Consider the following 19972-nt stretch of genomic DNA (forward strand, 5'->3'; position numbering starts at 1 on the left):
CGCTTGTCGAATCGGTCCATCTGCAGTGGTGCCAATTAGATGACTACTACTGCGGCATCGGTGAACGGTTAGATCGGTTCGTCGACGTTAGAAGAAGCCCCTGAGAAGCACCAGCAGGACTCCGGAGAGGATGATGAAACCGAGGAACCCGAAGAAGATGATCGCCGCCTGCCGTCCGGTAAGCGTTTCGCCATCGAGGAACTCGTCTGAAGGCATTGCAATCAACTTCGCATCTCCCCCGCTTAAACATGATGATCTGATTACTCGGCTCGCGGTCGGAGACCGGCCTGGAGGGCCCTAGACCTTGCAGTGGCTACGATACCGAACGCGGGTTTCCCACGCCTGACCGCTGAGAAATCCGTCTCTCACATCGAGCACGGTGCCGCGAGACGAACGTTTTTGATCGCACTGGACGAGTCCACGGACATGAGTGATACTGCCGCGCCGGACGTGCTCGTCCTCCGGAAGGGGACTCACGGCATTCCGATCGAACAGTACGCCGACGCGATTCGCGACCGACTGCCGGACCACACCGTCGCGCTCGCGCGCACGCCGGCCGAGGAGCGCGATGCGATCCGGGACGCGACGTTCGTCACCGGCATGACCCTCGAGGCGGACCTACTCGACGCGGCCGAGAACCTCTCAGTCTTCGCCTGTGCGTACGCGGGGACCGGCCACCTTCCCCTCGAGAAACTCGAGGAACGAGGCGTCGCGGTGACGAACGCTTCGGGCGTCCACGGGCCGAACATCGGCGAGCACGTGCTGGGGTCGATTTTGCACTTCACCCGACGGTTCCACGTCGGTGCGCGCCGCCAGCGCCGCCGCGAGTGGCGACATTACAGGGCCCGCGAACTGCAGGGATCGACGGTCACCGTCGTCGGACTGGGCGCGATCGGACGGGCGGTCTGCGATCGGCTCGAGCCGTTCGGCGTCGAGACGATCGGCGTGCGCTACACGCCCGAGAAGGGCGGCCCGACCGACGAGGTGATCGGATTCGAGGGCGCGGCGTTCGACGACGCGCTCGCGCGCACGGACTACCTCGTGCTCGCCTGTCCGCTGACGGAGACGACCCGCGGTCTGCTCGACCACGAGGCGTTCGTGACGATCGATCCCGACGCCGTGCTGGTCAACGTGGCTCGCGGCCCGGTCGTCGAGACGGACGCGCTGGTCGAGGCCCTGCGGTCGAACTGGATCCGCGGCGCGTCGCTTGACGTGACCGATCCCGAACCGCTGCCCGAGGAGCACCCGCTCTGGACATTCGAAAACGTCCAGATTACGCCCCACAACGCGGGTCACACGCCGAAGTACTACGACCGGCTGGCCGATATCGTCGCCGAAAACGTCACGCGGATCGACGACGACGGGGCCGACGCCGATCTCGAGAATCAGGTTCTCCCCTGATCGGTGACGGCCGAACGGTTCCGTCACCTACCCAACTCGAACGGTGCCGTCATCCGTCCGCCCCCGCGACCTAATTCACTTTTTTAGCTGAATTGAGACGCTAATCCCCCTTCCTCAGCGAGCGCCGAAGGCGCGAGCAGGGAGGGGATACAGCGTCTCAATTCAGCTCAAGGAGCGAACCGCGTCAGCGGTGAGCGAGTAGGGTGGGGTAGTTCACCGTCTGCTGCGAAGTACACGTATGGAACTGATACTACCGACCGTTCGCACGCGAGCGGAGGAAAAACGATGACACTGACAGTCGATGGAACAGTTCTGGTTCCCGTCGCCGATCCGGACGACGGGGAGCGAACGGCTGTGGCGCTCGCGCCGCACCTTTCACCCTCGAGTACGGTGCTCGTCGTCAACGTAATCGAGAAGGCCGGCGGTGCGCCCGACAAGGCCTCCGTCGAACAGCGCGAGGAGTACGCTCGGGATATTTTCGAGCGCACTCAGGGGCCGCTCGAGGGGTCGGCCGGAACGGTCGAGACGGTGATCCTCTTCGGGACCGATGTCGTCGAGACGATCATGGACGCGGCGTCGGAGCGAGCGGTCGACGCCGTGGTCTTTGCACCTCGGAAGGGAAACCGGTTCGTGGAACTGCTCACCGGCGATGTGGCCCGTCGGCTAGTGAGGCGGGCGTCGGTTCCCGTCGTCGCGCTGCCGCGAACCGACGACTAGCGACTACTATACCGCCCCGTCTCCCGCCTCCACACCACCCTGCTTCGTTTCTTCTCGGCGGTCAGTCTTCGTCTCGAGTCGATTACTGCCGATCGGCGAGGACGACCCAGCCGGTCTGGTCGACCGTAACTCGATAGTCGGCGTACTCGAATGTGACGCAGCAGGCGGATCGGTCGGCCGTTCCCATCGGCTGGAACAGCGAATCGAGCGCGGACGGGTCGACCACGTCGTACAGCGGTCCGAACTCGTCGGCGATCTCGAGCGCGTCCAGTTCGGAGTTCGTGGCAATCGCCTCGACGACCGCCCCGGAAAGCGACTGATCCGGATCTGCCTGGTACGTCCCGCTTCCGCATTTCGGTTGCGACTCGTCGGTCGGGGTTTCAGTTTCCATGCCCATTCTATCGGTGCAACGGGGGAAACGATCCCCCTTGGAGGGTCAACGATTTAAGAGGGGGAACGCTCGCGGAGCGTGTTTCGGAGCAGGTTGGCTTGCCCCCGCCGGAGGCGAGCGGAGAGGGCCTGATCCGAGATGTCCAGTTTCGCGGCGACCGCTGAGAGGGTCGTCTCCCGCGGCACGTCGAAGTAGCCCTCCTCAAGCGCGATGAGAAGCGCTTCTCGCTGTCTGTCCGTGATCTCGTACCGATCGCCGGACTGCGTCGATTCGCTGAAGATCCGCTCGATTCGGAACGGAATGTCCCGTTCGCGACAGGCGTCGCGGTAGGCGAACAGCGCCTCGCGCGTCGGAACGCGAGCGCGGATTCTCGTGTCCTTCGTGACAGTGACATCCAGATACGCGATATCGTATTCGGCGGCCGTCGGATAGGTCAGGTGTTTCTCGCCCCGTTCCGACAGCGTGCCGCTGTAGAGACGGCGGGCGCCCGTCGCCTCGAGAAGGGTGAACTCGGAGACGGTCTCGTCGTCGCCCAGCGCGTCGTCGATGCCCTCGAGGTCCTCGCCGTCGGTCCAGAAGATGAACTTCGTCTCGCCCGCCGCCGAGTAAAAAATCTCCTCGACGTCGATTCTCGAGACGGCGTCGGACACTCGTCGGAGGATCGGTGTCTCGATCTCGAACTCGACGATGAGGACCATAGATGATCGTCGGTGCCTACGGGACGCACGATTGTTATACTGTCACAGTGATCGGGCCGGTCCGCACAACGCGTGCACAGCACGGCCCGCCTCGAGCCGCTACGTGGGCGAGAAACCGGTCGAACGACTAGATGTAGCCGTTCTCGAGCAACAGTTCGCCGTTGAGGACGCTCGCGCCGGCGGCACCGCGGATCGTATTGTGTGCGAGACAGTTGTACTGGAGGCCGAACGGCGACTCCTGCAGACCGCCCGCGGCGATGGCCATCCCGTCGCCGAGCGTGCGGTCCATCCGCGGCTGCGGTCGATCCGGCTCCTCGAAGACGTGGATGAGCGGGTCAGGCGAGGAGCGCAGGTCGAGCGAGGGGTACTCCCGCATGGCCTCGGCCGCCGCCTCGGGGGTGAGATCGTCTTCGGTCTCGACCCAGACGTTCTCGAGGTGGCCGTCGATCGTCGGGATGCGGTTACAGGAGGCGGCGACGTCCATGCCGTTGTGCGACAGTTCGGCCCCGTCGAAGTCGCCGAGCAGTTTCCGGGACTCCGTCTCGAGTTTGTCCTCCTCGCCGCCGATGTAGGGGATGGCGTTGTCGATGATCTCCATCGAGGAGACGCCGTCGTAGCCCGCGCCAGAGACCGCTTGCAGCGTCGAGACGTGAACCTTCTCGAGGCCGAACTCGGCCAGGGCCGCGAGCGTGGGGACGAAGGTGATCGTCGAGCAGTTGGGGTTCTTGACCATCGCGCCGTCCCAGCCGCGCTCGTCGCGCTGGACCTCAAGCAAGTCGAGGTGTTCGGCGTTGACCTCCGGAATCACGAGGGGGATGTCGTCGTCCATCCGTCCGTTCGAGGAGTTCGAGGAGACGACGTAGCCCGCGTCACAGAATCCGGGCTCGACCGCTGCGCCGACGCTCGAGGGGAGCGATGAGAACAGGAGGTCGATATCGTCGGGAACCTCGTCGGGATCGGTCGCCGTGACGGTCGAATCGGCGACATCCGCCGGGATGGGGCTGTCGACGCGCCACTTCGCGGCCTGTCGATACGTCTTGCCGGCGCTGGCGTCGCTCGCGGTCAGCGCTGCGATCTCGAACTCCGGGTGGGGATCGAGAAGCTGGATGAGTCGCTGTCCGACGGCGCCGGTCGCACCGAGTACGCCTACTCGTACTGCCATTTTCCGCCACTCCGAGTCGTGTCCGCAAAACCGTTTGGGTTTTCGGTAGCGCGTGTCAATCGACGGAGGCACCGGTCGGAGGGGTTTCGAACAGTGCTCTGGGAAACGCATCAGATCCGAGAGCTCTGCCATCGCGAGACAGCGGATCGCGACGGTCGGATAGAAGATATTAAGAAACGGGAGCGGCTCCTAGCGACCGATGCACTACCGACAGGATCGACTCGAGGCCGCCAGCCAGAGGTGGTCCCGATGACGAGTTCGACCACGAGTACGAGCGATCGGGGACTGCTCGAGACGCGGTTCAGCATGGGTGCGGCAGCCCTCGCGGCCGTCGCGGCACTGCTGGCCCTCGCCTTTGGCTACCTCGGGTTTATCGATGGCGTGTTGCCGGGGATCGGCTACCAGCTCTCCATTCTGACGGGTGCCGTCGGGCTCGTGTTCGGGCTCGGTATCGCCCTCGTGGCGTTCGTCGCCGCGGTCTACATGGAACCCGGTCTCGACGAATAACTCGCTTTTTCGGTCTCGTTGCGATCGGCTCCGCATCGTCGATGCTTTCGCACCTGTTCAGTGACGACGGGCAACCCACAAACCGCTCCTCGGCGATCCCACGACGACTGTCGATCGCCGACTCTCGAGTGAGCCAAACGAGTCCCCGCGGCTCGCTGCCATCGGGTATACGTACTGTTCGCGGCGAGAATACCGACTTACGCGGGGACTTCCGCGCCTTTCTTTCGAGTCACGTAGCCCGCGATGCGGTTGCGGACGCCTTTCGACTCGACGTTGGTGAGCTTCGTGACGCTCTCTTTGTTCTGCTCGAAATCGGTCGTGAACGCCTCCGGATACCGCTCCAGGAGGAGGGTCCCGGTCTTCTTGACGTAGGCCGGTTTGATTGCCATGTGAAGTGGTTCCGTCCAGAGGCTCTTAATCCCTTTCTCTTCGCCGCTCCGGAATATCGATCGAGTCACTCCTCGCCCCGAGGCTACCACTTCGAGTGCTCCCGCACTCGCTCGAGCGCCTCGCGCTCGCGCGGTCCCCCGGCCCGATCGACAACGGAGGCGCAGTACGCGAGCCGATCGCGGAGTTCAGTTTCGTCGAAGTCCGCGACCGAGAGCCGTGAGGCGGCGACGGTCGCCTCGATGACGGCTCCGAATCCGCGGTCGATCGTCGGGACCCGTTCGCTCACGATCTTCGACTCGAGCGGGGTGAGCGTCCACGTCTCCCAGTCGGTGCCGCCGTCGGTTCCGGACTCGACGCATTCGACGCTCACGCGAGCCCACGCGCTCGCGGACTCGAGGATCGGCTCCTCGCGTTCGACGATCGAGAGAGCGGCGTCGGCGAAGTCGACGGGGTCGTCAACGAACTGCACGTAGGCCTCGCCCCGTCGGTGGAAGTTCCGGCGAGTACGAGTATTCCCCCAGGTTCGAGCGGTGACGGGATCGCCGGCGCGAAGGCCGAGCGCGGCGGCGTTCCACAGACCGTTGGGTCCAAGCGTGGTCACGACCGACTCGGTGACGCCCGAGAGGGTGACGGGCCACTCCGCCGGTACGGATTCGTCGCATTCGCTTTCGGCCGTCCCATCGGCGCTATCGTCGTCTATCGCTCGGCTCTCACGCATCGTCCGATCGTCGGTCATAGCCCGATCGCCTCGTGCTCGAGCGCGACGAACAACCCTGCCGCGGTGACGTCCGCCGTCGTCCCCGGGTTGATCCCGCGATCGACGAGGTCGTCGGCGAAGGTCTCGACGGCGTCGCGATCCGTCTCGAGAGCGTCGTCCGCGGCCAGTGCCGCGGCGCGGTCAGTCACCTCCCGGGCGGTCGCCTCGTCGTGGCGCGTCGCGACGAGCGTGTCGGGCCGCTCGGCGAGCAGCGAGAGGAAGACCGCCGCGGTCCGCTCCGAGACCGTGCCGTCCGCCTCGGCGAGTCGTTCGGCGGCCGCGAACGACCGGTCGAATCCCCGGACCCACTCGCGAGCCACGTCGTCCCCCGGGACGCTTCGTTCCATGATGTCGAATAACGTCAGTCCGCGCTCCTCGAGGGCCGGAATCGCGTCCGCACCCCGACGGACGTCGAGGGCCGTCATGTCCGCGGGCGGCTCGTCGACGCCCACGTCGACGTGATCGAACGCGCGGTAGAACGACGCCGCGTCGCCGACGGTCGTCTCCCGAACGACGGCCTCGGCAACGGGCTGGGAGAGGTCGTCGCGGGCGGCCCGCACGAGCGGGACGAGCAACAGGAGCGCTCCGAACTGCGTGTTTCCCCCCTCCTGGGCCGCCATCTCCTCGACGGCCCGCTCGAACGCCGGCCCGACCGCCGCGCCATCGGCCGCCAGCTCGAGCCCCTCGCGGGCCCCCACCGCTCCGGCGAGGAAGTGTTCGAACCGCAACTCCGCGAGGTCGCGGTGGCGGTCGACGTTGCCCGGTTTGGGCGTCCCCGCCACCTCGAGGAGCAGCGCCAGTTCCGCGTTCTGTGCCGGCGATCGCATACGTCTCGTTGCGTCCCGGGACGGCTTAGGGATGCGGGTTGTTCGCTGGGGCTCCCGACCGCGAGACGGTGACCGAAGGTGGCAGACGGGTTCGCCGTCCCACTGCTTTAAGGGTCGAACCGTAAACGATGGGGTATGGGCTACGATACCGCAGCCAAGACCGATCCGGACTCAGTCATCGACGAGGAGTGGGGCGGCATGTGGTTCCTCAAGGACGCGCTCGCGACTGACGAACTCGGAATCTCCGTGCTCGAGCTCGAGCCCGGTGGCAAGGGGATGGAACACGCCGAGGCCGACTCCGGGCAGGAAGAGGTGTACTACGTGGTCGCCGGGACGGTCGACATCGAGCTTCCGGACGCGGACGAGACGGTGACGCTCGAGACGGACGAGGCGATTCGACTGGACCCAGAGGAGACCCGGCAGATCCACAACGGCGGCGACGAGCGCGCGAAGCTCGTGCTGGTCGGCGCGCCGCTGTGAGGTCCCGTCGCTGTCCGCTGTACTGCCACGATTGCTGTCCAAAAGACTGGTTCTAACGCGTTTACCGATCGGGACGAGGGGCGTTTTCCGCGGCTTCGACCTCGTCCGGTTTCTCGACGCGCGAGTAGAGTTCTTGCCAGTGTTCCTCGACGAAGATGTCGTTCCTATCGAAGAGTTCACGAGCGCTCTCCGTGAGACCGTAGAACTTGCTTGGTTGGCCTTTCGTCCGCTGTCCGCGGGGGAACGCGACGACTTCGACGATCCCTGCGTCGATGAGGGTATCTAGATGGTCGCGAACCGTCGTTCGGTGCAGCCCGGTCGTGAACTCCAACTCCTTCATCGAGGGGAGGGACTGCGGGTGAGCAACGATGTCCGCAACGATGTCTCGCCGTGATTCTTCTGCCAGCGCTTCAGCGACGCTAAAGAACTGTGTGTCGTTGCGAGGGGTAGCCGAAGCACCAGTCTGTGGCATCTCACTCGGACGTACAGGTTCGATATAGATAACGATGTGGGTCGCTATCCACATCAATGGGCTGATACCTAATGGTTGACTATAGCACCAACTGAAAGTCACTGTACACCCAATCGCACGACAGCTTTGTAATCGGTGTGTGAATTGTTTCAGTTGGTACTATAGTGTCGGACAACCAGCGCTTCGTAATGGCCGAGGACCGATTGCAGCAGCTTATCGAGGATACGCTCACGTACTCCGAGAAAGCGGAGGCCGAATTGAAAATCGAGGACTACCGATCCCTTCGGCGTGCACTTCACACGGATGTCCTCAATGTGATCGCTGCTGACCGGTCGTTTTTCGTCCTCGGAAGTTACAACGACGAGGAAAAACACCGTCTCGAGAAAACCGTCGAGCACCTCTACAACGATGGATATGCATTTCTATTAGATGATACACTCGAGGCGTGGGAAAACTGGACGACACACTTCAAAATCTACGCGGATCGAGCAACGCACATCATCGGCGTGTTCGAACACGCTGACGGCGGCCACGAGTGGGAAGCTGGATACCTGGATCATCGCGAATATCGGCGGAAGACGTACATCTTGAAGCGTCGGTATCCATCGCTGGTGCCGAAAGACGAACCATTCGACGGGATGATGGCCCACTACATGCTCCTCGTGGACCGACGCGGACAGCTCGTCGAATGGGACGGCGACGAAAACGCGTCAGCGGCCGAATTGGAACGCAGTCTCGAAGCCGCAATCGACGAATTCCGCGATTCTGAACTCTCCTCGTAGATACGCTCTCCTGTTTCTCATTGCAGTCGTCGTACTGACCGACCGTCGTTCAGCCCTCGACCGGTATTCGACGACCGTCGTCGACGACAGAATCCGGAGTACCAACGATCGTCAGGACTCGAGGTCGCGCTGTCGCCCCTTCGGCACCATCGAGCGCAGTTCGCCGTGGACGTAGAGGCCGACGCCGAGCGGTTCGAGCGCTTCGCACTCGACGGCCTCTTCTCGCGGGCTTCGTTCGCTCGAACTGTTCGAGGCGCTGCGCGCCTCGCTTTCACCGTCTCGCGATGATCGCCCCTTCGGCTCGACCCCGACCTCGTGGGCGGCGATGAGATAGCCCCAGTCGCCGTCCCACTCGAGTTCCTGGTCCTCACCGGTCGCGAATCGGCGGGCCTGCTCGCGCTCGAGTTCGATCACGCACTCGGTCGCGTACTGGCCGAAGCGCTGGACGAAGTCCGTCGTGGGCTTCCAGTGTTCCTGTCGGGTCCGCAGGCAGGTCATCCCGATCGCTTCGATTCTGATCGGCGTCGGGGCGTCGCCGGCGTAGATCCAGATTTTGCCCGCGCCCTTCTCCCAGAAGGTGTAGTCGTCGAACGTCTCGGGCGGGATGCCGAACCGATCGGCGAAGAGCGTGACCACCTCTTCGCGCGTGGCCCGGCCCTCGACGGTTCGCTCCGCTTCGGTGGTGGGAAGTCGGTCGAACCGCTGACCGTCGTTCGTCTCCGGCACGGTACCGTCGCCGTCTCGTTCGTCGCTCATTCGGCGGTCACCTCGAGTTTCGCGACGAAGAAGCCGCCCGTGTCGTTCTGGTGTGGATAGATCCGGGCCGCGTTTCCGAGACTCGAGTCGAACGTCTCGCCGTCCCACTCGGTCAGTCCCGGCGAGTGCTCGAGGCCGAGGTCGAAGTCGACGACGCGGCAGGATTCGGTGTCGAGCGCGTGCTGGACGATGGCTTCGTTCTCCTCGGGCGCGAAGGTACACGTCGAGTAGACGACGGTCCCGCCCTCGCGGGTGGCCTGGATCGCTCGGCGGATGATCCCCTTCTGGATCCCCGCGACGGAGGAGACGTGCCCCTCAGACCAGTTGTCGAGCGCGTCGGGGTTCTTCCGGATCGTCCCCTCGCAGGAACAGGGCGCGTCGACGAGCGTTCGATCGAACTCGTCGAAGTCGAAGCGGGACAGCGAGTAGTTGCGCGCGTCGGCGTTGGTCACCGCGAGGCTGGTCGCGCCGAGCCGTTCGGCGTTGAATCGCAGCGCGGAGATGCGCCCGAGGTTGTTGTCGTTCGCGACGACCGTTCCCCGATCGTCCATCAGGGCCGCGATCTGGGTGGCCTTCCCGCCGGGAGCGGCACAGCAGTCCCAGACCCGCTCGCCGGGCTCGGGAGCGAGGACGACCGGTGGCACCGCCGAGACCTCCTCCTGGCCGTGCGTAAAGCCGTGAAAGGAGGTCCACGTCGACCCCGGCGAGTCGGTCTCGAGGTCCAGGACGCGCGGGTTCCAGTCGGCCTGCTCGTAGGCTATGCCTTCCTCCGCGAGGGCCGCGAGCGTCCGCTCGACGGAGGCCTTGATCGTATTGATGCGGACGGCGTTACCGAGTGGCCGCTCGCAGGCCGCTAGAAAGGCGTCGAAGTCGTCGATGATCGGTCGATACCGCTCGAGTGGCTCCATCGAGCGCGGATTCGAGTGCGGAGCGCTTGTGGGTTTCGAAGGCGAGGGGATCGGACCGTCGTTGCGGTCGCGACTGTATACAGCTTCCTATCCCATCGGATCTCTCAATAGCTCTCCTAGAAACCGCTTTCAGCGAGGGTGAGAGACGTGCGTTCGTATGTCAACGGGTTCACCGAGCGACGACGAATCGGCGCGAACGCAGGCTACCCTGGAGTCGCGGGACCGTTCGACCGAGTGCCCCCTCTGTCAGCTGACTGGCGAGAGCCCGGATCACGTCTATCGCCACCTCCAGGTCGGTCACCGGAAGAGCGCGATCGCCGACGCGCTCGTCGCTGTCGTCTCGGCTCGAGAGGGAGCACCACTCCCCGAGTGAGGGCGTCGTCGCCGACGGCTCGATGCCCGGTCATTCGCGTCGTCGGCCGCCCTCGATTTTATGCCGCTGACGGCCGTCGGTCCGAGTATGGCCGAAATCCGCGTGCAGGGACCGGAACCGGAACTCGAGGAGCCGACGCTGGTCGAGGGGTTTCCGGGCGTCGGCCTCGTCGGGAAAATCGCGACCGATCACCTCGTCGAGGAACTCGAGATGCGCTACTACGCGAGCGTCCACTGCGAGGGGCTCCCCCGGATCGGCGTCTATCGGAGCGGTGACCGGACCGCGCGTCCCCCGGTGCGGCTCTACGTCAGCGAGGAGCACGACCTCATCGCCCTCCAGAGCGACGCGCCGATCGCCTCGCAGGCGGTCGAGAGCGTCGCCGACTGCCTGACCGGCTGGATCGTCGAGCAGGGGGCCACCCCGATCTACCTGAGCGGACTCCCTGCCGAACGCGACGGCGAGACCCGACCCTCCCTCTACGGTATCGCGACCGGCAACGGCGGCGATCGACTCGAGGCGGCCAATATCCCGATTCCGTCGGAAGACGGCGTCATCACCGGGCCGACGGGGGCGCTCATCAACCGCGCCGCACAGGAAGACTACGGTAGCCTCGGCCTCGTCGTCGAGTGCAGCCCGCAGTTCCCCGACCCCGAAGCCGCGAGCGTCCTGCTCGAGGACGGTATCGCGCCGGTCACCGGCCTCGAGATAGACGTGACGGAACTCGTCGACCGCGCCGAAGAGATCCGGGCGAAACGGGAGCAGTTGGCCCAGCAGATGCAGGCGATCGGTCAGGACGAGAGTTCACAGGCCCAGCCGTTGCGGATGTACCAGTAGCAGTAGTTGGAAATACGCTGAATTTTCAGCGTATGCTGCGAAACTCGCACTCGGTATAGGACATACAAGTATCGTCCAGTTTAACCCTACTCACAGAAAGTTTATACGTATATGTTTCGTATCTAACCATATGCTGTCTCGCCGTGCTACTCTCCAAGCTACGCTCTCTCTACTCGCTGGTACGTTTTCTGGATGCACCTCCTCAATTCTTTCCAATAGACACCCTATTCTCAACTGTATTGAGATAATTAATGTAGATACCCAATCGTATACCGTTCACCTGCGTGTAGATTACGAGAATGAAGAGATTCTCTCGGATTCATATACTATTGATGGCCGTGAAGAAGATGGACGGGTTCAACAGCAATGGATTCCACAGGAATGGCCCGACAAGGCGGGACAATACCGTGTCCACATGCGTATGGATACCAATTCAGATTGGGCAACAATTGAATCTGAGGAGGAGTTAGGTGAGTATGCTATTCAAATAGCATATCGGATTGGTTCAGATGGCAACGGAATACCCTTTTGGGAAACAATTGATGCAGATGACTCCGAGCGAGATTGTGGCGAATCGCTGGCGAACCAAATTGAAATAGGCGGTTGAACCGATGATTCAGACCGAATATGGTTTCGTTCGCTCTCCACCTGTAGCCAGTTAGTTCGCATCTGTAGTTGCCGAACCGCCCGATACAGTGTCACACCTGTCTAACGAAAGCGTCCTCCTATAGTAGCCACTGAAACAAATTACACACTGATCGCACAGCCGTCGTGCGGTCAGGTGTACATTGACTTTCAGTGGCTACTATATCTACCGGTAGCGGGTCCCCCTTCGCTCTATCGGCGAGTGTCGAAGGATGTGACTACCAGTCAGCCGGCGAAACTACGATTCACGCCCCAATATCCCGAAAGTCAAGCTAACGTATATCACGACACCGGATGGTCCTAGCGGTATGTCACGCGAAACGGATCTCACACGGCTCTCCGCGGTGGAGCTCGCCGACCGAATCCGAAACGGGGACGTAACGCCGACCGAGGCCGTCGAGGCCCATCTCGAGCGAATCGACGAGCGCGACGACGAAATCAACGCCTTCGTCACGGTCTGTGCAGACGAGGCGCTCGAGGCCGCGGCGGAAGCCGACCGGACGCTCGAAGACGACGAGAACGTCGGAGCGCTCCACGGCGTCCCGCTGGCGCTGAAAGACCTTGGCGCGGAGAAGGAAGGGATCCGCCATACCTATGGGTCGGCGCTCTTCGCGGACCACGTCGCGGATCGGACCGCGGCAATCGTCGAGCGCCTCGAGGCCGCCGGTGCGATCGTGATCGGGAAGACGAACACGCCGGAGCTGGGTCACAAGGGAACGACCGACAACGAGGTGATCGGCGCGACTGCGTCGCCGATCGACACCGACCTGAACGCGGGCGGTTCCTCGGGGGCTCGGCGGCGGCGGTTTCGGCCGGGATGACGTCGATCGCGACGGGCAGCGACGCGGGCGGCTCGCTTCGCATTCCGGCCGCGGCCTGCGGGGTCTACGGGTTCAAGCCAACGTTCGGACTGGTTCCGGACGACGGGAGACCGAGCGCATTCGGCCGGGAACTCCAGCACACGACGAAGGGGCCGATGACTCGCACGGTCGAAGACGCTGCCCTGTTGCTGTCGGTGATGGACGGGCCGCACCCGGCCGACCCCAACAGCGTGCCGGTTGAGATCGACTATCAGGGTGCCCTCGAGCGCCCAATCGACGACTACCGGATCGCGTACAGCCCCGATCTCGACGTCTTCCCGGTCGCCGACGAGGTGCGCGCGGTCGTCGACGAGACGGTCTCCGCGCTCGCCGACGCCGGCGCGACGGTCGAGGAGATCTCGGTCGATCACGGCTACTCGATGGCCGAGTTGAGCGAGGCCGCGATGCCGGCGTACACGACCTCCGTCCTCGAGAGCGCGACAATCGTCGAGGAGGCCCACGGCGTGGATTTCCGAGAGCGATCCGACGAGGTCTCCGATAGTTTGCTCGCGATGCTCCACGTCGGCGAGGACCACGGGGCCGCTGACGTGGCTCGGTCCGGAATCGTCCGAACGGGCGTCTACGACGCCGTCGAAGAGATACTCGCGGAGTACGATCTGCTCGTAGCGCCGACGCTCTCACGAGCGAACGTCGGGCTGCACGCCGACCTCGGGGCCGAGGCCTGGGAATGGCCGATGACCTGGCCGTTCAACTGGACCGGCCATCCCGTCGCGTCCGCGCCCGCCGGCCTGACCGACCGCGGGCACCCCGTCGGCCTGCAGCTCGTCGGTGGCCGGTTCGCCGACGACTACGTCCTCGCGGCGAGCGCGGCGCTCGAGCGCGAGCGACCCTGGGAGCATCTCTACGAGTAACTCGAGAGAGACCGCCCAGACGACGATCTATGAGCGATGTTCTCGAGGCACACAGCGACATTCCGTCACACCCGCTGTCGCACGGCGAACCGCTGTCCGCAACCCAAACCCATTTTCGCGTTCTCCTCCATCGTTCGACCATGGGAACTGAAGACGCCGAAACGATCGCTCCGGGGACGTGTCCGACCGCCAGCGGCATGCCGATGTTGGGTCTCGGCACCTGGCAGAACGACGATGCCGACCAGTGCGCCGAGAGCGTGCGGACGGCCCTCGAGACGGGCTACCGACACATCGACACTGCCCAGGCCTACGGCAACGAGGAGGCCGTCGGCGACGGTATCGCGGCCGCGGACATCGACCGCGAGGACGTCTTCCTCGCGACCAAGCTCTGGCACTCGAACCTCGCGTACGACGACGTTCTCGAGACGGCTCAAGACAGCCTCGACCGGCTGGGCGTCGACTCGCTCGACCTGCTGTACGTCCACTGGCCGTCGGGGACGTACGACCCCGAGGAGACCCTGTCGGCCCTCTCCGAACTGTACGACGAGGGCCTGATCGAGAACGTCGGGGTCAGTAACTTCCTCCCCGACGATCTCGAGGTGGCCGTGGACGTCTGCGACGCGCCGATCTTCGCAAACCAGGTCGAACTCCACCCGCTGCTCCCTCAGGAGCGGATCCGCGAGGCCTGTGAGAACTACGATATCGAGGTCGTCGGCTACTCGCCGCTGGCACGCGGGCGAGTCTTCAACCAGGCCGAGATTCAGGAGGTCGCCGCGAAACACGATGCCAGCGAGGCGCAGGTCAGCCTCGCCTGGGCGCGCGAGAAGGGAATCACGGCGATTCCGAAAGCGACCGGTGCGGACCACATTGGCGACAACTGGGAGTCGCTGATCGTGGAACTCGATCGAGAGGATATCAACACGATCGACGCGATCGACGAGACGAGCCGCCAGGTCGATCCCGACTTCGCCCCCTGGAACTGATCGACGACAGCGGGTTGCACAGCGCTCATTTGAATTGCTCCGTTCACCGTCGATAGCCGCTGTGCGGTCTTTCAGCCGGGCTATCACCGATATATCACTCGGAAAGAAAAAGCAGGAAAGTTTACGGTACACCGGCTTTTTGGCTCGCGTATGTCTACCCGCTCACAACGCGGTGGCGGCGGTGGGCTCGTCGGCGCGATCAAGGCCGACGTTCGGCGGTTACACGGGGCCTGGATGGAGATCGTCTTCCCCAGGCAACGCGGCCGCGGTCACTCCGTCATGGGCAAGTGGAAGCCCGAGTCCCTCCCGCAGAAGATCGGCTATCACGGCTGGAGCGTGCTCGGGGTCATCGGCTTGCTCTTCCTCTATCCGCTAACTGTACTCGGTCTCGGAACCCGCTTCTACGCGGCGAAACTCGACTCGACCAGGACCAGACTGGGCATCGTCGGCGTTACCGGCGTCGCACTGCTCGGCTGGGGGCTGCTGACGATCGCCTGGGGCGCGATGTCGTATATGGAACAGGTCGATATCCCCCTCGAGGCGGTCCTCGCGGTCGCAGCGGCGAGTGGCGTCGCGACGGTTTCGACCGCCCTCGCCGCGACATTCTCGAAGGTCGGCGGCCGCGGCACGACGGCCGTCCTCGCGTATCCGTTCGCGATGACAGCGCTGTTCCTCCCGCCCGTCGTCGCCGCGCTCGTCACGCCGTCGCTGCATCCCTACGTCCTCGACCCGAGCTACGACTTCGCCGTCTGGGCGCTCGACAACGTGCTGTTCGTCGGCGGTCTGAGCGACTATCTGCGCGACAATTACACGCTCGAGGGGCCGGCCTACGCCGCGATGTGGGTCGGGATCTCGTTCCCGCTGGGCTGGTTCCTCGGGACCGTCGTGGCACTGGCGAATCTGGTTCGTCCGTCGCAGTAGTTCGGTCGCCGTCTCTCATTCACCGTTCAATCTTCGTGAACGGACTGCCGATTCCCGATACCATTAGTTATCGGACTCCCAATCACAGCACATGGAGTTCGATCTTCCCACGACCGCTGCCGCGTTTATCGCCGTCATCGCAATCGGCGTCGTTAGCCTAATCGCCGCGCCGATGATGGGGATGGACACCGTACTGATGATGGTCGCACCGTCGATGATCGTCTTCGGACTCATCATGCTGGGACTCGGGATCAAACACGGCGAGTACCGTACGGCCGGCCGATAGTATCGGACGGGAAATCTCTCGAGACGAACGATCTCGTCGATTGCGGGAGAGACGGCTCGTATTGCCACTCCTTCGAGCGAACGAAAACCGAGAAAATCGGTAGTTGCGTGTCAGTCAGTGGCCGACGGCGAGGCGGCCTACATGTAGCCCAGATCGCGCAGGCGCTCCATCAGGTCCTCTTTGTCCTGGGCGCGGCCCGCGCGCTCGGTGGTCCCCTCGAGGTCCTGCAGCCAGGCGGGATCCTCGTTGGCCTTCTCCGTGCTGACTTCGCTGCCCAGCGAGCGGAAGCCGGCGAAGTATTTCGGCGAAATCGGGATGTCGTCCTGTTCGACGCCCTCGGGGAGGTCGGTGTCACTTTCGGGGACGTAGCCTTCCTCGGGGAAGTTCTCGACCGTGTCCGGGACCACGAAGTTCCAGAAGGCCTGCCACACGGCAGCCTCGTCGAACTGCAGGATGGGCTGGATGCGGTCGTGTGGCGGGTAGATGTCCGGATCGTGGCGCGGCGAGAAGAACGTCTCGTCGGCGCGGGCCTCCTGTTCGTCCCAGCGGACGCCGGAGATGACGCCGTCGATATCGTACTCCTCGAGCGCGTCGTTGAGCGCGACCGTCTTCAGCAGGTGGTTGCCGACGTAGGTGTCGAGCAGGAAGGGGAACGTGTCCTCCTCGTACTCGAGGATGTTCTCGACGTGGTGTTGGTTGTGCTCGGAGAGTTCCGAGATGTCGATGTCGTCGCCGGGCTCGAGGCCGCGTTCGTCGACGTACTCGCCGACGTCCTCGTTGCGCGCGTAGATGACCTCGAGGTCCCACTCGTCGGCCCAGTGGTCGACGAAGTCGTGGATCTCGTCGAAGTGCTGGTAGTGGTCGATGAAGACCGCCGGCGGTACCTCGAGATCGAATCGGTCGGCGACCTCCTTGATGAAGTACAGCGTGAGCGTCGAGTCCTTGCCACCGGTCCACATGACCGCCGGGTTCTCGTACTCTTCTAAGCCCTCGCGGGTGACCTCGATCGCTTTCTCGATCTTGTCCTGAATGTGGGGATACGCCTCGGGATCTTCGCCGTCGCCGTCGGAATAGTCGACGTTCACGTAGTCGGGGAAGTTCTCAGCCATCTCGTAATTAGATATAATTAGGAGGTGTAAATCCTTTGGGTCGCCGGAAAACTCTGTCGGCATCCCGGACCGCGTGGGTCGTCGCGGGTCAATCGACAGCGATGCGTCGATGCGGGAGATCGTACACCGTGTTTTTGTACTCCGACGGGGACTCGAGTCGGGTGGCGAAACGGGGCATAATGTCGGAAGTGGCGGCAATTATTGTCCTCCAACGGCACGGACCGTCTGAGCGGCGAACAGCCACGAACGCCCGATTCGTCGCCCAGTCTATTCGCGATCGGTTGATGGGCCGAACGTATACAGATTGGTCGAAGAAGAGGACGAACAGGGTTTAATCGTATCGATGTGATCGCGAATATTTCCTTCCGCGAAAAATTCTTGTATGATGTTCACGGAGGATGGTGTGTGAGTAAGTAGCAAGACAATGTGTGGTACGTGAACTGAACGGCCCAGCGATCCCCCGAGTCAAAATCGCAACCGAGACAACTGTGGTAGCACACGAATCCGAACCGATACGACGGAGCATCGAAGTCGAGTACTGGGTGATCGACGATGAGGGACGACTGATCGAACCCGGAGAACTCGTCGACGCGTCGGCGGGTGCCGAACGGGAGTTCGTCGAACCATTGCTCGAGATCAAAACGACACCGTGTGAGACGACGGCGGAGCTGCGCGACGAGCTATTCGACCGGGTCGAGAGTGTCGTGCGACGTGCCGACGAACTCGACCGGGGACTCGTCCCGCTCGCGACGCCGATACACGCCGGCGAGATTCCGGACCGCGCGAGCGACAGGACGCGAATCCAGGACCGCGTCATCGGCGACGATTTCGAGTACGTCCGACACTGTGCGGGAACCCATATCCACGTCGAACAACAACCGGGACGCGAGATTGACCAGCTGAACGCGCTCATCGCACTCGATCCCGCACTGGCGCTGGCGAACTCCTCGCCGTATTTCCGGGGTCGAAACCTGGCCGTCGGGGCTCGATCGAAACTCTACCGCTGGATGGCGTACGACGGCGTCCCTCACCAGGGTCGGCTGTGGCCCTACGTCAACGATGCCGAGGAGTGGACCCGGCGTCTCGAGCGGCGATACGAGGATTTCGTGACGGCGGCCATCGAGGCGGGAGCCGACCGCGCGACGATCGAGTCGAACTTCGATCCCGAAAGCGCGGTGTGGACGCCCGTTCAGCTCCGCGACACGTTCGGGACCGTCGAGTGGCGCTCGCCCGACGCTGCCCTTCCGAGTCAGATCATCCAATTGGCCGATCGAGTGGCCGAAATCGTCGGTCATCTCGGCGACGCCGACGTGCGAATCGAGGGGAGGACCGGCTCCGTGACCGAGGACGCGATCGTCCTCCCGGAGTTCGACGCGGTCATCGAGTACGTCAACGCCGCGATCCGAGAGGGTGTCGCGTCGGACGCGGTATGGTCCTACCTCGATCGGATGGGGTTTGACATCGCCGCCTACGAGCCCGTATCACACGAAATCGACGGGCTTGGACCAGTTTGCCCCGCGGACGCGCGCCGGTTTCGGCTCGACCACGCCGAGCGCCTCGAGCGGGACGTTCGACAGGCCAGTCCGATCACCGGCGACTGACGATCCACGGCGGACGATCGGTCGCCGACATCTCGCTTCGATCGACTCGAGCGGGCGTTCACTGGGGAACGTATTACTCCGTGGATACCGACGATCACTCCATGACGACTCTCACCGACGAGACGATCATCGTGACCGGCGCGAGCAAGGGACTGGGACGTTCGATGGCGCTACACCTCTCGGAACTCGGGGCGAACGTCGTCCTCGTGGCCCGCAGCGAAGACGACCTCGAGGCCGTGGCCGACGCAGCAGACGGCGAGACGCTGGTCGCGCCGGCGGACGTTCGCGACGCCGATGCCGTCGACCGCGTCGTCGAGTCGACGCTCGATCGCTTCGGCGGGATCGATACGCTGATCAACAACGCCGGGATCTCGGGGCTCAGTTTCGGCGAGGAGCGCCGGTCACTGGTCGAGACGAGCGAAGACGAGTGGGACCGGATTATGGACGTCAACGTGAAAGGTGTCTATCTGTTCACGAAACACGTCCTCGAGGCAATGCTCGAGAGGGGACAGAAGTCGGGACAGATCATCAACGTCTCTTCCGGCCTCGGTCGCTACGCAATTCCGGACGCCGCAGCGTACATCACGTCGAAGTGGGGCCTCGAGGGGTTCACGCAGGGAGTCGCACTCGAGGTCGAGGATGATGGAATTACCGTCAACGCGATCGACCCCGGCGGTCGGGTGAACACGCGGATCTGGGAACATCTCCCCGACGACGAACGCCAGGAGATCCTGCAACCCGACGTGATGGATGACGCCGCGGCGTTACTGGCCGCGCAGGGACCGGACGGCGTCACCGGCGAGTCGATGACCGCCGCGGAGTGGGAAGACCGACTCGAGTGACGAGCGAAAAGGGCTACGACGGACCTATCGTCAGGACGACTCGAACCGGTGTTGACAGCCGCGACAGTACGTCACGCCCGCTCGATTCGCCGCTCCACACGCGGGACACCGAACCGTCGACGAGCCGTCGGCCTCGACGCCAATCTCGTTCGCTAACACGGCGAGTACGTCGTCGTGCTCCGCGATGTCGTGAGCGTCGTCGCGGCCTCGCGTCCGCGCCCACTCGGTAATGAGATCGTCGTCCCGCAGTCGCTCGAGCCCCCGGACCAATCCCAGAAAACACAGCGTCGGGGCGATCATCACGAAGACCGCCACGGCGAGGCGACCGAGGAGCGCGTACGGGCCCGGATCGTCCATACTCGTCGTTCGCCATCGGGATTACAAACGTCTATCGCCGG

At 63.6% G+C, this 19972-nt stretch carries 25 protein-coding genes and 1 pseudogene; 14 read left to right on the plus strand and 12 right to left on the minus strand.

The window, feature by feature from the left end; genetic code table 11:
• Positions 1 to 87: 87 nt before the first annotated feature.
• Entirely contained in the window at positions 88 to 216 is a 129-nt protein-coding gene (locus CP556_RS26815; protein WP_255291504.1) for a hypothetical protein, read from the minus strand.
• Positions 217 to 426: 210 nt separating this feature from the next.
• On the opposite strand from CP556_RS26815, the gene CP556_RS18855 reads away from it, so the two are divergent.
• A complete protein-coding gene (locus CP556_RS18855; RefSeq protein WP_098727481.1) occupies positions 427 to 1401 on the plus strand; it encodes a D-2-hydroxyacid dehydrogenase in 975 nt (324 codons plus the stop codon).
• A gap of 285 nt (positions 1402 to 1686) precedes the next feature.
• Entirely contained in the window at positions 1687 to 2118 is a 432-nt protein-coding gene (locus CP556_RS18860; protein WP_098727016.1) for a universal stress protein, read from the plus strand.
• Positions 2119 to 2200: 82 nt separating this feature from the next.
• On the opposite strand, the gene CP556_RS18865 is transcribed toward CP556_RS18860, so the two are convergent.
• The 3 genes from CP556_RS18865 to asd all read right to left on the minus strand — a co-directional run bounded on the left by CP556_RS18865 (position 2201) and on the right by asd (position 4369).
• Positions 2201 to 2509, minus strand: a complete 309-nt coding sequence (locus CP556_RS18865; protein WP_098727017.1) for a HalOD1 output domain-containing protein — start codon at positions 2507 to 2509, stop codon at positions 2201 to 2203.
• 53 nt (positions 2510 to 2562) lie between these two features.
• Positions 2563 to 3207 (minus strand): helix-turn-helix domain-containing protein, encoded by a 645-nt coding sequence (locus CP556_RS18870; RefSeq protein WP_098727018.1) that lies wholly within the window; start codon positions 3205 to 3207, stop codon positions 2563 to 2565.
• 127 nt (positions 3208 to 3334) lie between these two features.
• Positions 3335 to 4369 carry an aspartate-semialdehyde dehydrogenase gene (asd, locus tag CP556_RS18875; protein ID WP_098727019.1) on the minus strand — a complete coding sequence of 345 codons (1035 nt, stop codon included), beginning with the start codon at positions 4367 to 4369 and terminating at the stop codon, positions 3335 to 3337.
• A gap of 249 nt (positions 4370 to 4618) precedes the next feature.
• Between asd and CP556_RS18880 the strand changes: the two genes are divergently transcribed.
• Positions 4619 to 4876 (plus strand): hypothetical protein, encoded by a 258-nt coding sequence (locus CP556_RS18880; RefSeq protein WP_394340739.1) that lies wholly within the window; start codon positions 4619 to 4621, stop codon positions 4874 to 4876.
• 197 nt (positions 4877 to 5073) lie between these two features.
• Here the strand turns inward: CP556_RS18880 and CP556_RS18885 are convergent, their stop codons facing one another.
• The 3 genes from CP556_RS18885 to CP556_RS18895 form a co-directional block, all read right to left on the minus strand.
• The gene (locus tag CP556_RS18885) at positions 5074 to 5265 is read right to left on the minus strand and encodes a 30S ribosomal protein S17e (RefSeq protein ID WP_006432730.1); all 192 of its coding nucleotides are present in this window, start codon (positions 5263 to 5265) and stop codon (positions 5074 to 5076) included.
• 83 nt (positions 5266 to 5348) lie between these two features.
• A complete protein-coding gene (locus CP556_RS18890) occupies positions 5349 to 6002 on the minus strand; it encodes a DUF447 domain-containing protein (protein WP_098727021.1) in 654 nt (217 codons plus the stop codon).
• The gene (locus CP556_RS18895) at positions 5999 to 6850 is read right to left on the minus strand and encodes a triphosphoribosyl-dephospho-CoA synthase (protein ID WP_098727022.1); all 852 of its coding nucleotides are present in this window, start codon (positions 6848 to 6850) and stop codon (positions 5999 to 6001) included. Before CP556_RS18895 ends, CP556_RS18890 begins: the two co-directional genes overlap by 4 nt.
• 135 nt (positions 6851 to 6985) lie before the next feature.
• Here CP556_RS18895 and CP556_RS18900 point away from each other — a divergent pair, with 135 nt between their 5' ends.
• Positions 6986 to 7330, plus strand: a complete 345-nt coding sequence (locus tag CP556_RS18900; protein WP_098727023.1) for a cupin domain-containing protein — start codon at positions 6986 to 6988, stop codon at positions 7328 to 7330.
• A gap of 61 nt (positions 7331 to 7391) precedes the next feature.
• On the opposite strand, the gene CP556_RS18905 is transcribed toward CP556_RS18900, so the two are convergent.
• A complete protein-coding gene (locus tag CP556_RS18905) occupies positions 7392 to 7802 on the minus strand; it encodes a helix-turn-helix domain-containing protein (protein ID WP_176548246.1) in 411 nt (136 codons plus the stop codon).
• 188 nt (positions 7803 to 7990) lie between these two features.
• Between CP556_RS18905 and CP556_RS18910 the strand changes: the two genes are divergently transcribed.
• Positions 7991 to 8584: a DUF8170 family protein gene (locus tag CP556_RS18910; protein ID WP_098727025.1), complete on the plus strand. Its 594-nt coding sequence runs from the start codon at positions 7991 to 7993 to the stop codon at positions 8582 to 8584.
• Between the two features lie 111 nt (positions 8585 to 8695).
• Here CP556_RS18910 and CP556_RS18915 read toward each other — a convergent pair whose 3' ends face one another.
• Together CP556_RS18915 and CP556_RS18920 are read right to left on the minus strand one after the other, a co-directional pair.
• Positions 8696 to 9310 (minus strand): DUF7122 family protein, encoded by a 615-nt coding sequence (locus tag CP556_RS18915; RefSeq protein WP_176548263.1) that lies wholly within the window; start codon positions 9308 to 9310, stop codon positions 8696 to 8698.
• Positions 9311 to 9336: 26 nt separating this feature from the next.
• A complete protein-coding gene (locus tag CP556_RS18920; RefSeq protein ID WP_098727027.1) occupies positions 9337 to 10248 on the minus strand; it encodes an RsmB/NOP family class I SAM-dependent RNA methyltransferase in 912 nt (303 codons plus the stop codon).
• Between the two features lie 157 nt (positions 10249 to 10405).
• Between CP556_RS18920 and CP556_RS18925 the strand changes: the two genes are divergently transcribed.
• The 7 genes and pseudogenes from CP556_RS18925 (at position 10406) to CP556_RS18955 (ending at position 16022) form a co-directional block, all read left to right on the plus strand.
• Positions 10406 to 10621 carry a hypothetical protein gene (locus CP556_RS18925; protein ID WP_098727028.1) on the plus strand — a complete coding sequence of 72 codons (216 nt, stop codon included), beginning with the start codon at positions 10406 to 10408 and terminating at the stop codon, positions 10619 to 10621.
• Positions 10622 to 10708: 87 nt separating this feature from the next.
• Positions 10709 to 11455 (plus strand): proteasome assembly chaperone family protein, encoded by a 747-nt coding sequence (locus tag CP556_RS18930; protein WP_098727482.1) that lies wholly within the window; start codon positions 10709 to 10711, stop codon positions 11453 to 11455.
• Positions 11456 to 11585: 130 nt separating this feature from the next.
• Positions 11586 to 12062, plus strand: coding sequence for a hypothetical protein (locus CP556_RS18935; RefSeq protein ID WP_098727029.1), 477 nt, complete (start codon positions 11586 to 11588; stop codon positions 12060 to 12062).
• A gap of 346 nt (positions 12063 to 12408) precedes the next feature.
• Positions 12409 to 13832, plus strand: a pseudogene (locus tag CP556_RS18940) (amidase).
• A gap of 140 nt (positions 13833 to 13972) precedes the next feature.
• Positions 13973 to 14815 (plus strand): aldo/keto reductase, encoded by an 843-nt coding sequence (locus CP556_RS18945; protein ID WP_098727483.1) that lies wholly within the window; start codon positions 13973 to 13975, stop codon positions 14813 to 14815.
• A gap of 150 nt (positions 14816 to 14965) precedes the next feature.
• Positions 14966 to 15736, plus strand: coding sequence for a hypothetical protein (locus CP556_RS18950; protein WP_098727030.1), 771 nt, complete (start codon positions 14966 to 14968; stop codon positions 15734 to 15736).
• 91 nt (positions 15737 to 15827) lie between these two features.
• Positions 15828 to 16022, plus strand: a complete 195-nt coding sequence (locus CP556_RS18955) for a DUF7333 family protein (protein ID WP_098727031.1) — start codon at positions 15828 to 15830, stop codon at positions 16020 to 16022.
• A gap of 137 nt (positions 16023 to 16159) precedes the next feature.
• Here the strand turns inward: CP556_RS18955 and CP556_RS18960 are convergent, their stop codons facing one another.
• Positions 16160 to 17131 carry a phosphoadenosine phosphosulfate reductase family protein gene (locus tag CP556_RS18960; RefSeq protein WP_098727032.1) on the minus strand — a complete coding sequence of 324 codons (972 nt, stop codon included), beginning with the start codon at positions 17129 to 17131 and terminating at the stop codon, positions 16160 to 16162.
• 488 nt (positions 17132 to 17619) lie between these two features.
• On the opposite strand from CP556_RS18960, the gene CP556_RS18965 reads away from it, so the two are divergent.
• Together CP556_RS18965 and CP556_RS18970 are read left to right on the plus strand one after the other, a co-directional pair.
• Positions 17620 to 18732, plus strand: coding sequence for a glutamate-cysteine ligase family protein (locus CP556_RS18965; protein ID WP_098727033.1), 1113 nt, complete (start codon positions 17620 to 17622; stop codon positions 18730 to 18732).
• A gap of 101 nt (positions 18733 to 18833) precedes the next feature.
• Positions 18834 to 19574, plus strand: a complete 741-nt coding sequence (locus CP556_RS18970) for an SDR family NAD(P)-dependent oxidoreductase (protein WP_098727484.1) — start codon at positions 18834 to 18836, stop codon at positions 19572 to 19574.
• 30 nt (positions 19575 to 19604) lie between these two features.
• Here the strand turns inward: CP556_RS18970 and CP556_RS18975 are convergent, their stop codons facing one another.
• On the minus strand, positions 19605 to 19931 hold the full coding sequence (locus CP556_RS18975) for a DUF7577 domain-containing protein (RefSeq protein ID WP_098727034.1): 327 nt from the start codon (positions 19929 to 19931) through the stop codon (positions 19605 to 19607).
• Positions 19932 to 19972 lie beyond the last annotated feature (41 nt).

The organism is Natrinema sp. CBA1119 (genome assembly GCF_002572525.1).
GTDB lineage: Archaea > Halobacteriota > Halobacteria > Halobacteriales > Natrialbaceae > Natrinema.

Coding starts and splice junctions, on each gene's coding strand:
- CP556_RS26815 (WP_255291504.1), bottom strand. CDS start 216: ATGCCTTCAGACGAGTTCCTCGATGGCGAAACGCTTACCGGACGGCAG.
- CP556_RS18855 (WP_098727481.1), top strand. CDS start 427: ATGAGTGATACTGCCGCGCCGGACGTGCTCGTCCTCCGGAAGGGGACT.
- CP556_RS18860 (WP_098727016.1), top strand. CDS start 1,687: ATGACACTGACAGTCGATGGAACAGTTCTGGTTCCCGTCGCCGATCCG.
- CP556_RS18865 (WP_098727017.1), bottom strand. CDS start 2,509: ATGGAAACTGAAACCCCGACCGACGAGTCGCAACCGAAATGCGGAAGC.
- CP556_RS18870 (WP_098727018.1), bottom strand. CDS start 3,207: ATGGTCCTCATCGTCGAGTTCGAGATCGAGACACCGATCCTCCGACGA.
- asd (WP_098727019.1), bottom strand. CDS start 4,369: ATGGCAGTACGAGTAGGCGTACTCGGTGCGACCGGCGCCGTCGGACAG.
- CP556_RS18880 (WP_394340739.1), top strand. CDS start 4,619: ATGACGAGTTCGACCACGAGTACGAGCGATCGGGGACTGCTCGAGACG.
- CP556_RS18885 (WP_006432730.1), bottom strand. CDS start 5,265: ATGGCAATCAAACCGGCCTACGTCAAGAAGACCGGGACCCTCCTCCTG.
- CP556_RS18890 (WP_098727021.1), bottom strand. CDS start 6,002: ATGACCGACGATCGGACGATGCGTGAGAGCCGAGCGATAGACGACGAT.
- CP556_RS18895 (WP_098727022.1), bottom strand. CDS start 6,850: ATGCGATCGCCGGCACAGAACGCGGAACTGGCGCTGCTCCTCGAGGTG.
- CP556_RS18900 (WP_098727023.1), top strand. CDS start 6,986: ATGGGCTACGATACCGCAGCCAAGACCGATCCGGACTCAGTCATCGAC.
- CP556_RS18905 (WP_176548246.1), bottom strand. CDS start 7,802: ATGCCACAGACTGGTGCTTCGGCTACCCCTCGCAACGACACACAGTTC.
- CP556_RS18910 (WP_098727025.1), top strand. CDS start 7,991: ATGGCCGAGGACCGATTGCAGCAGCTTATCGAGGATACGCTCACGTAC.
- CP556_RS18920 (WP_098727027.1), bottom strand. CDS start 10,248: ATGGAGCCACTCGAGCGGTATCGACCGATCATCGACGACTTCGACGCC.
- CP556_RS18925 (WP_098727028.1), top strand. CDS start 10,406: ATGTCAACGGGTTCACCGAGCGACGACGAATCGGCGCGAACGCAGGCT.
- CP556_RS18930 (WP_098727482.1), top strand. CDS start 10,709: ATGGCCGAAATCCGCGTGCAGGGACCGGAACCGGAACTCGAGGAGCCG.
- CP556_RS18935 (WP_098727029.1), top strand. CDS start 11,586: ATGCTGTCTCGCCGTGCTACTCTCCAAGCTACGCTCTCTCTACTCGCT.
- CP556_RS18945 (WP_098727483.1), top strand. CDS start 13,973: ATGGGAACTGAAGACGCCGAAACGATCGCTCCGGGGACGTGTCCGACC.
- CP556_RS18950 (WP_098727030.1), top strand. CDS start 14,966: ATGTCTACCCGCTCACAACGCGGTGGCGGCGGTGGGCTCGTCGGCGCG.
- CP556_RS18955 (WP_098727031.1), top strand. CDS start 15,828: ATGGAGTTCGATCTTCCCACGACCGCTGCCGCGTTTATCGCCGTCATC.
- CP556_RS18960 (WP_098727032.1), bottom strand. CDS start 17,131: ATGGCTGAGAACTTCCCCGACTACGTGAACGTCGACTATTCCGACGGC.
- CP556_RS18970 (WP_098727484.1), top strand. CDS start 18,834: ATGACGACTCTCACCGACGAGACGATCATCGTGACCGGCGCGAGCAAG.
- CP556_RS18975 (WP_098727034.1), bottom strand. CDS start 19,931: ATGGACGATCCGGGCCCGTACGCGCTCCTCGGTCGCCTCGCCGTGGCG.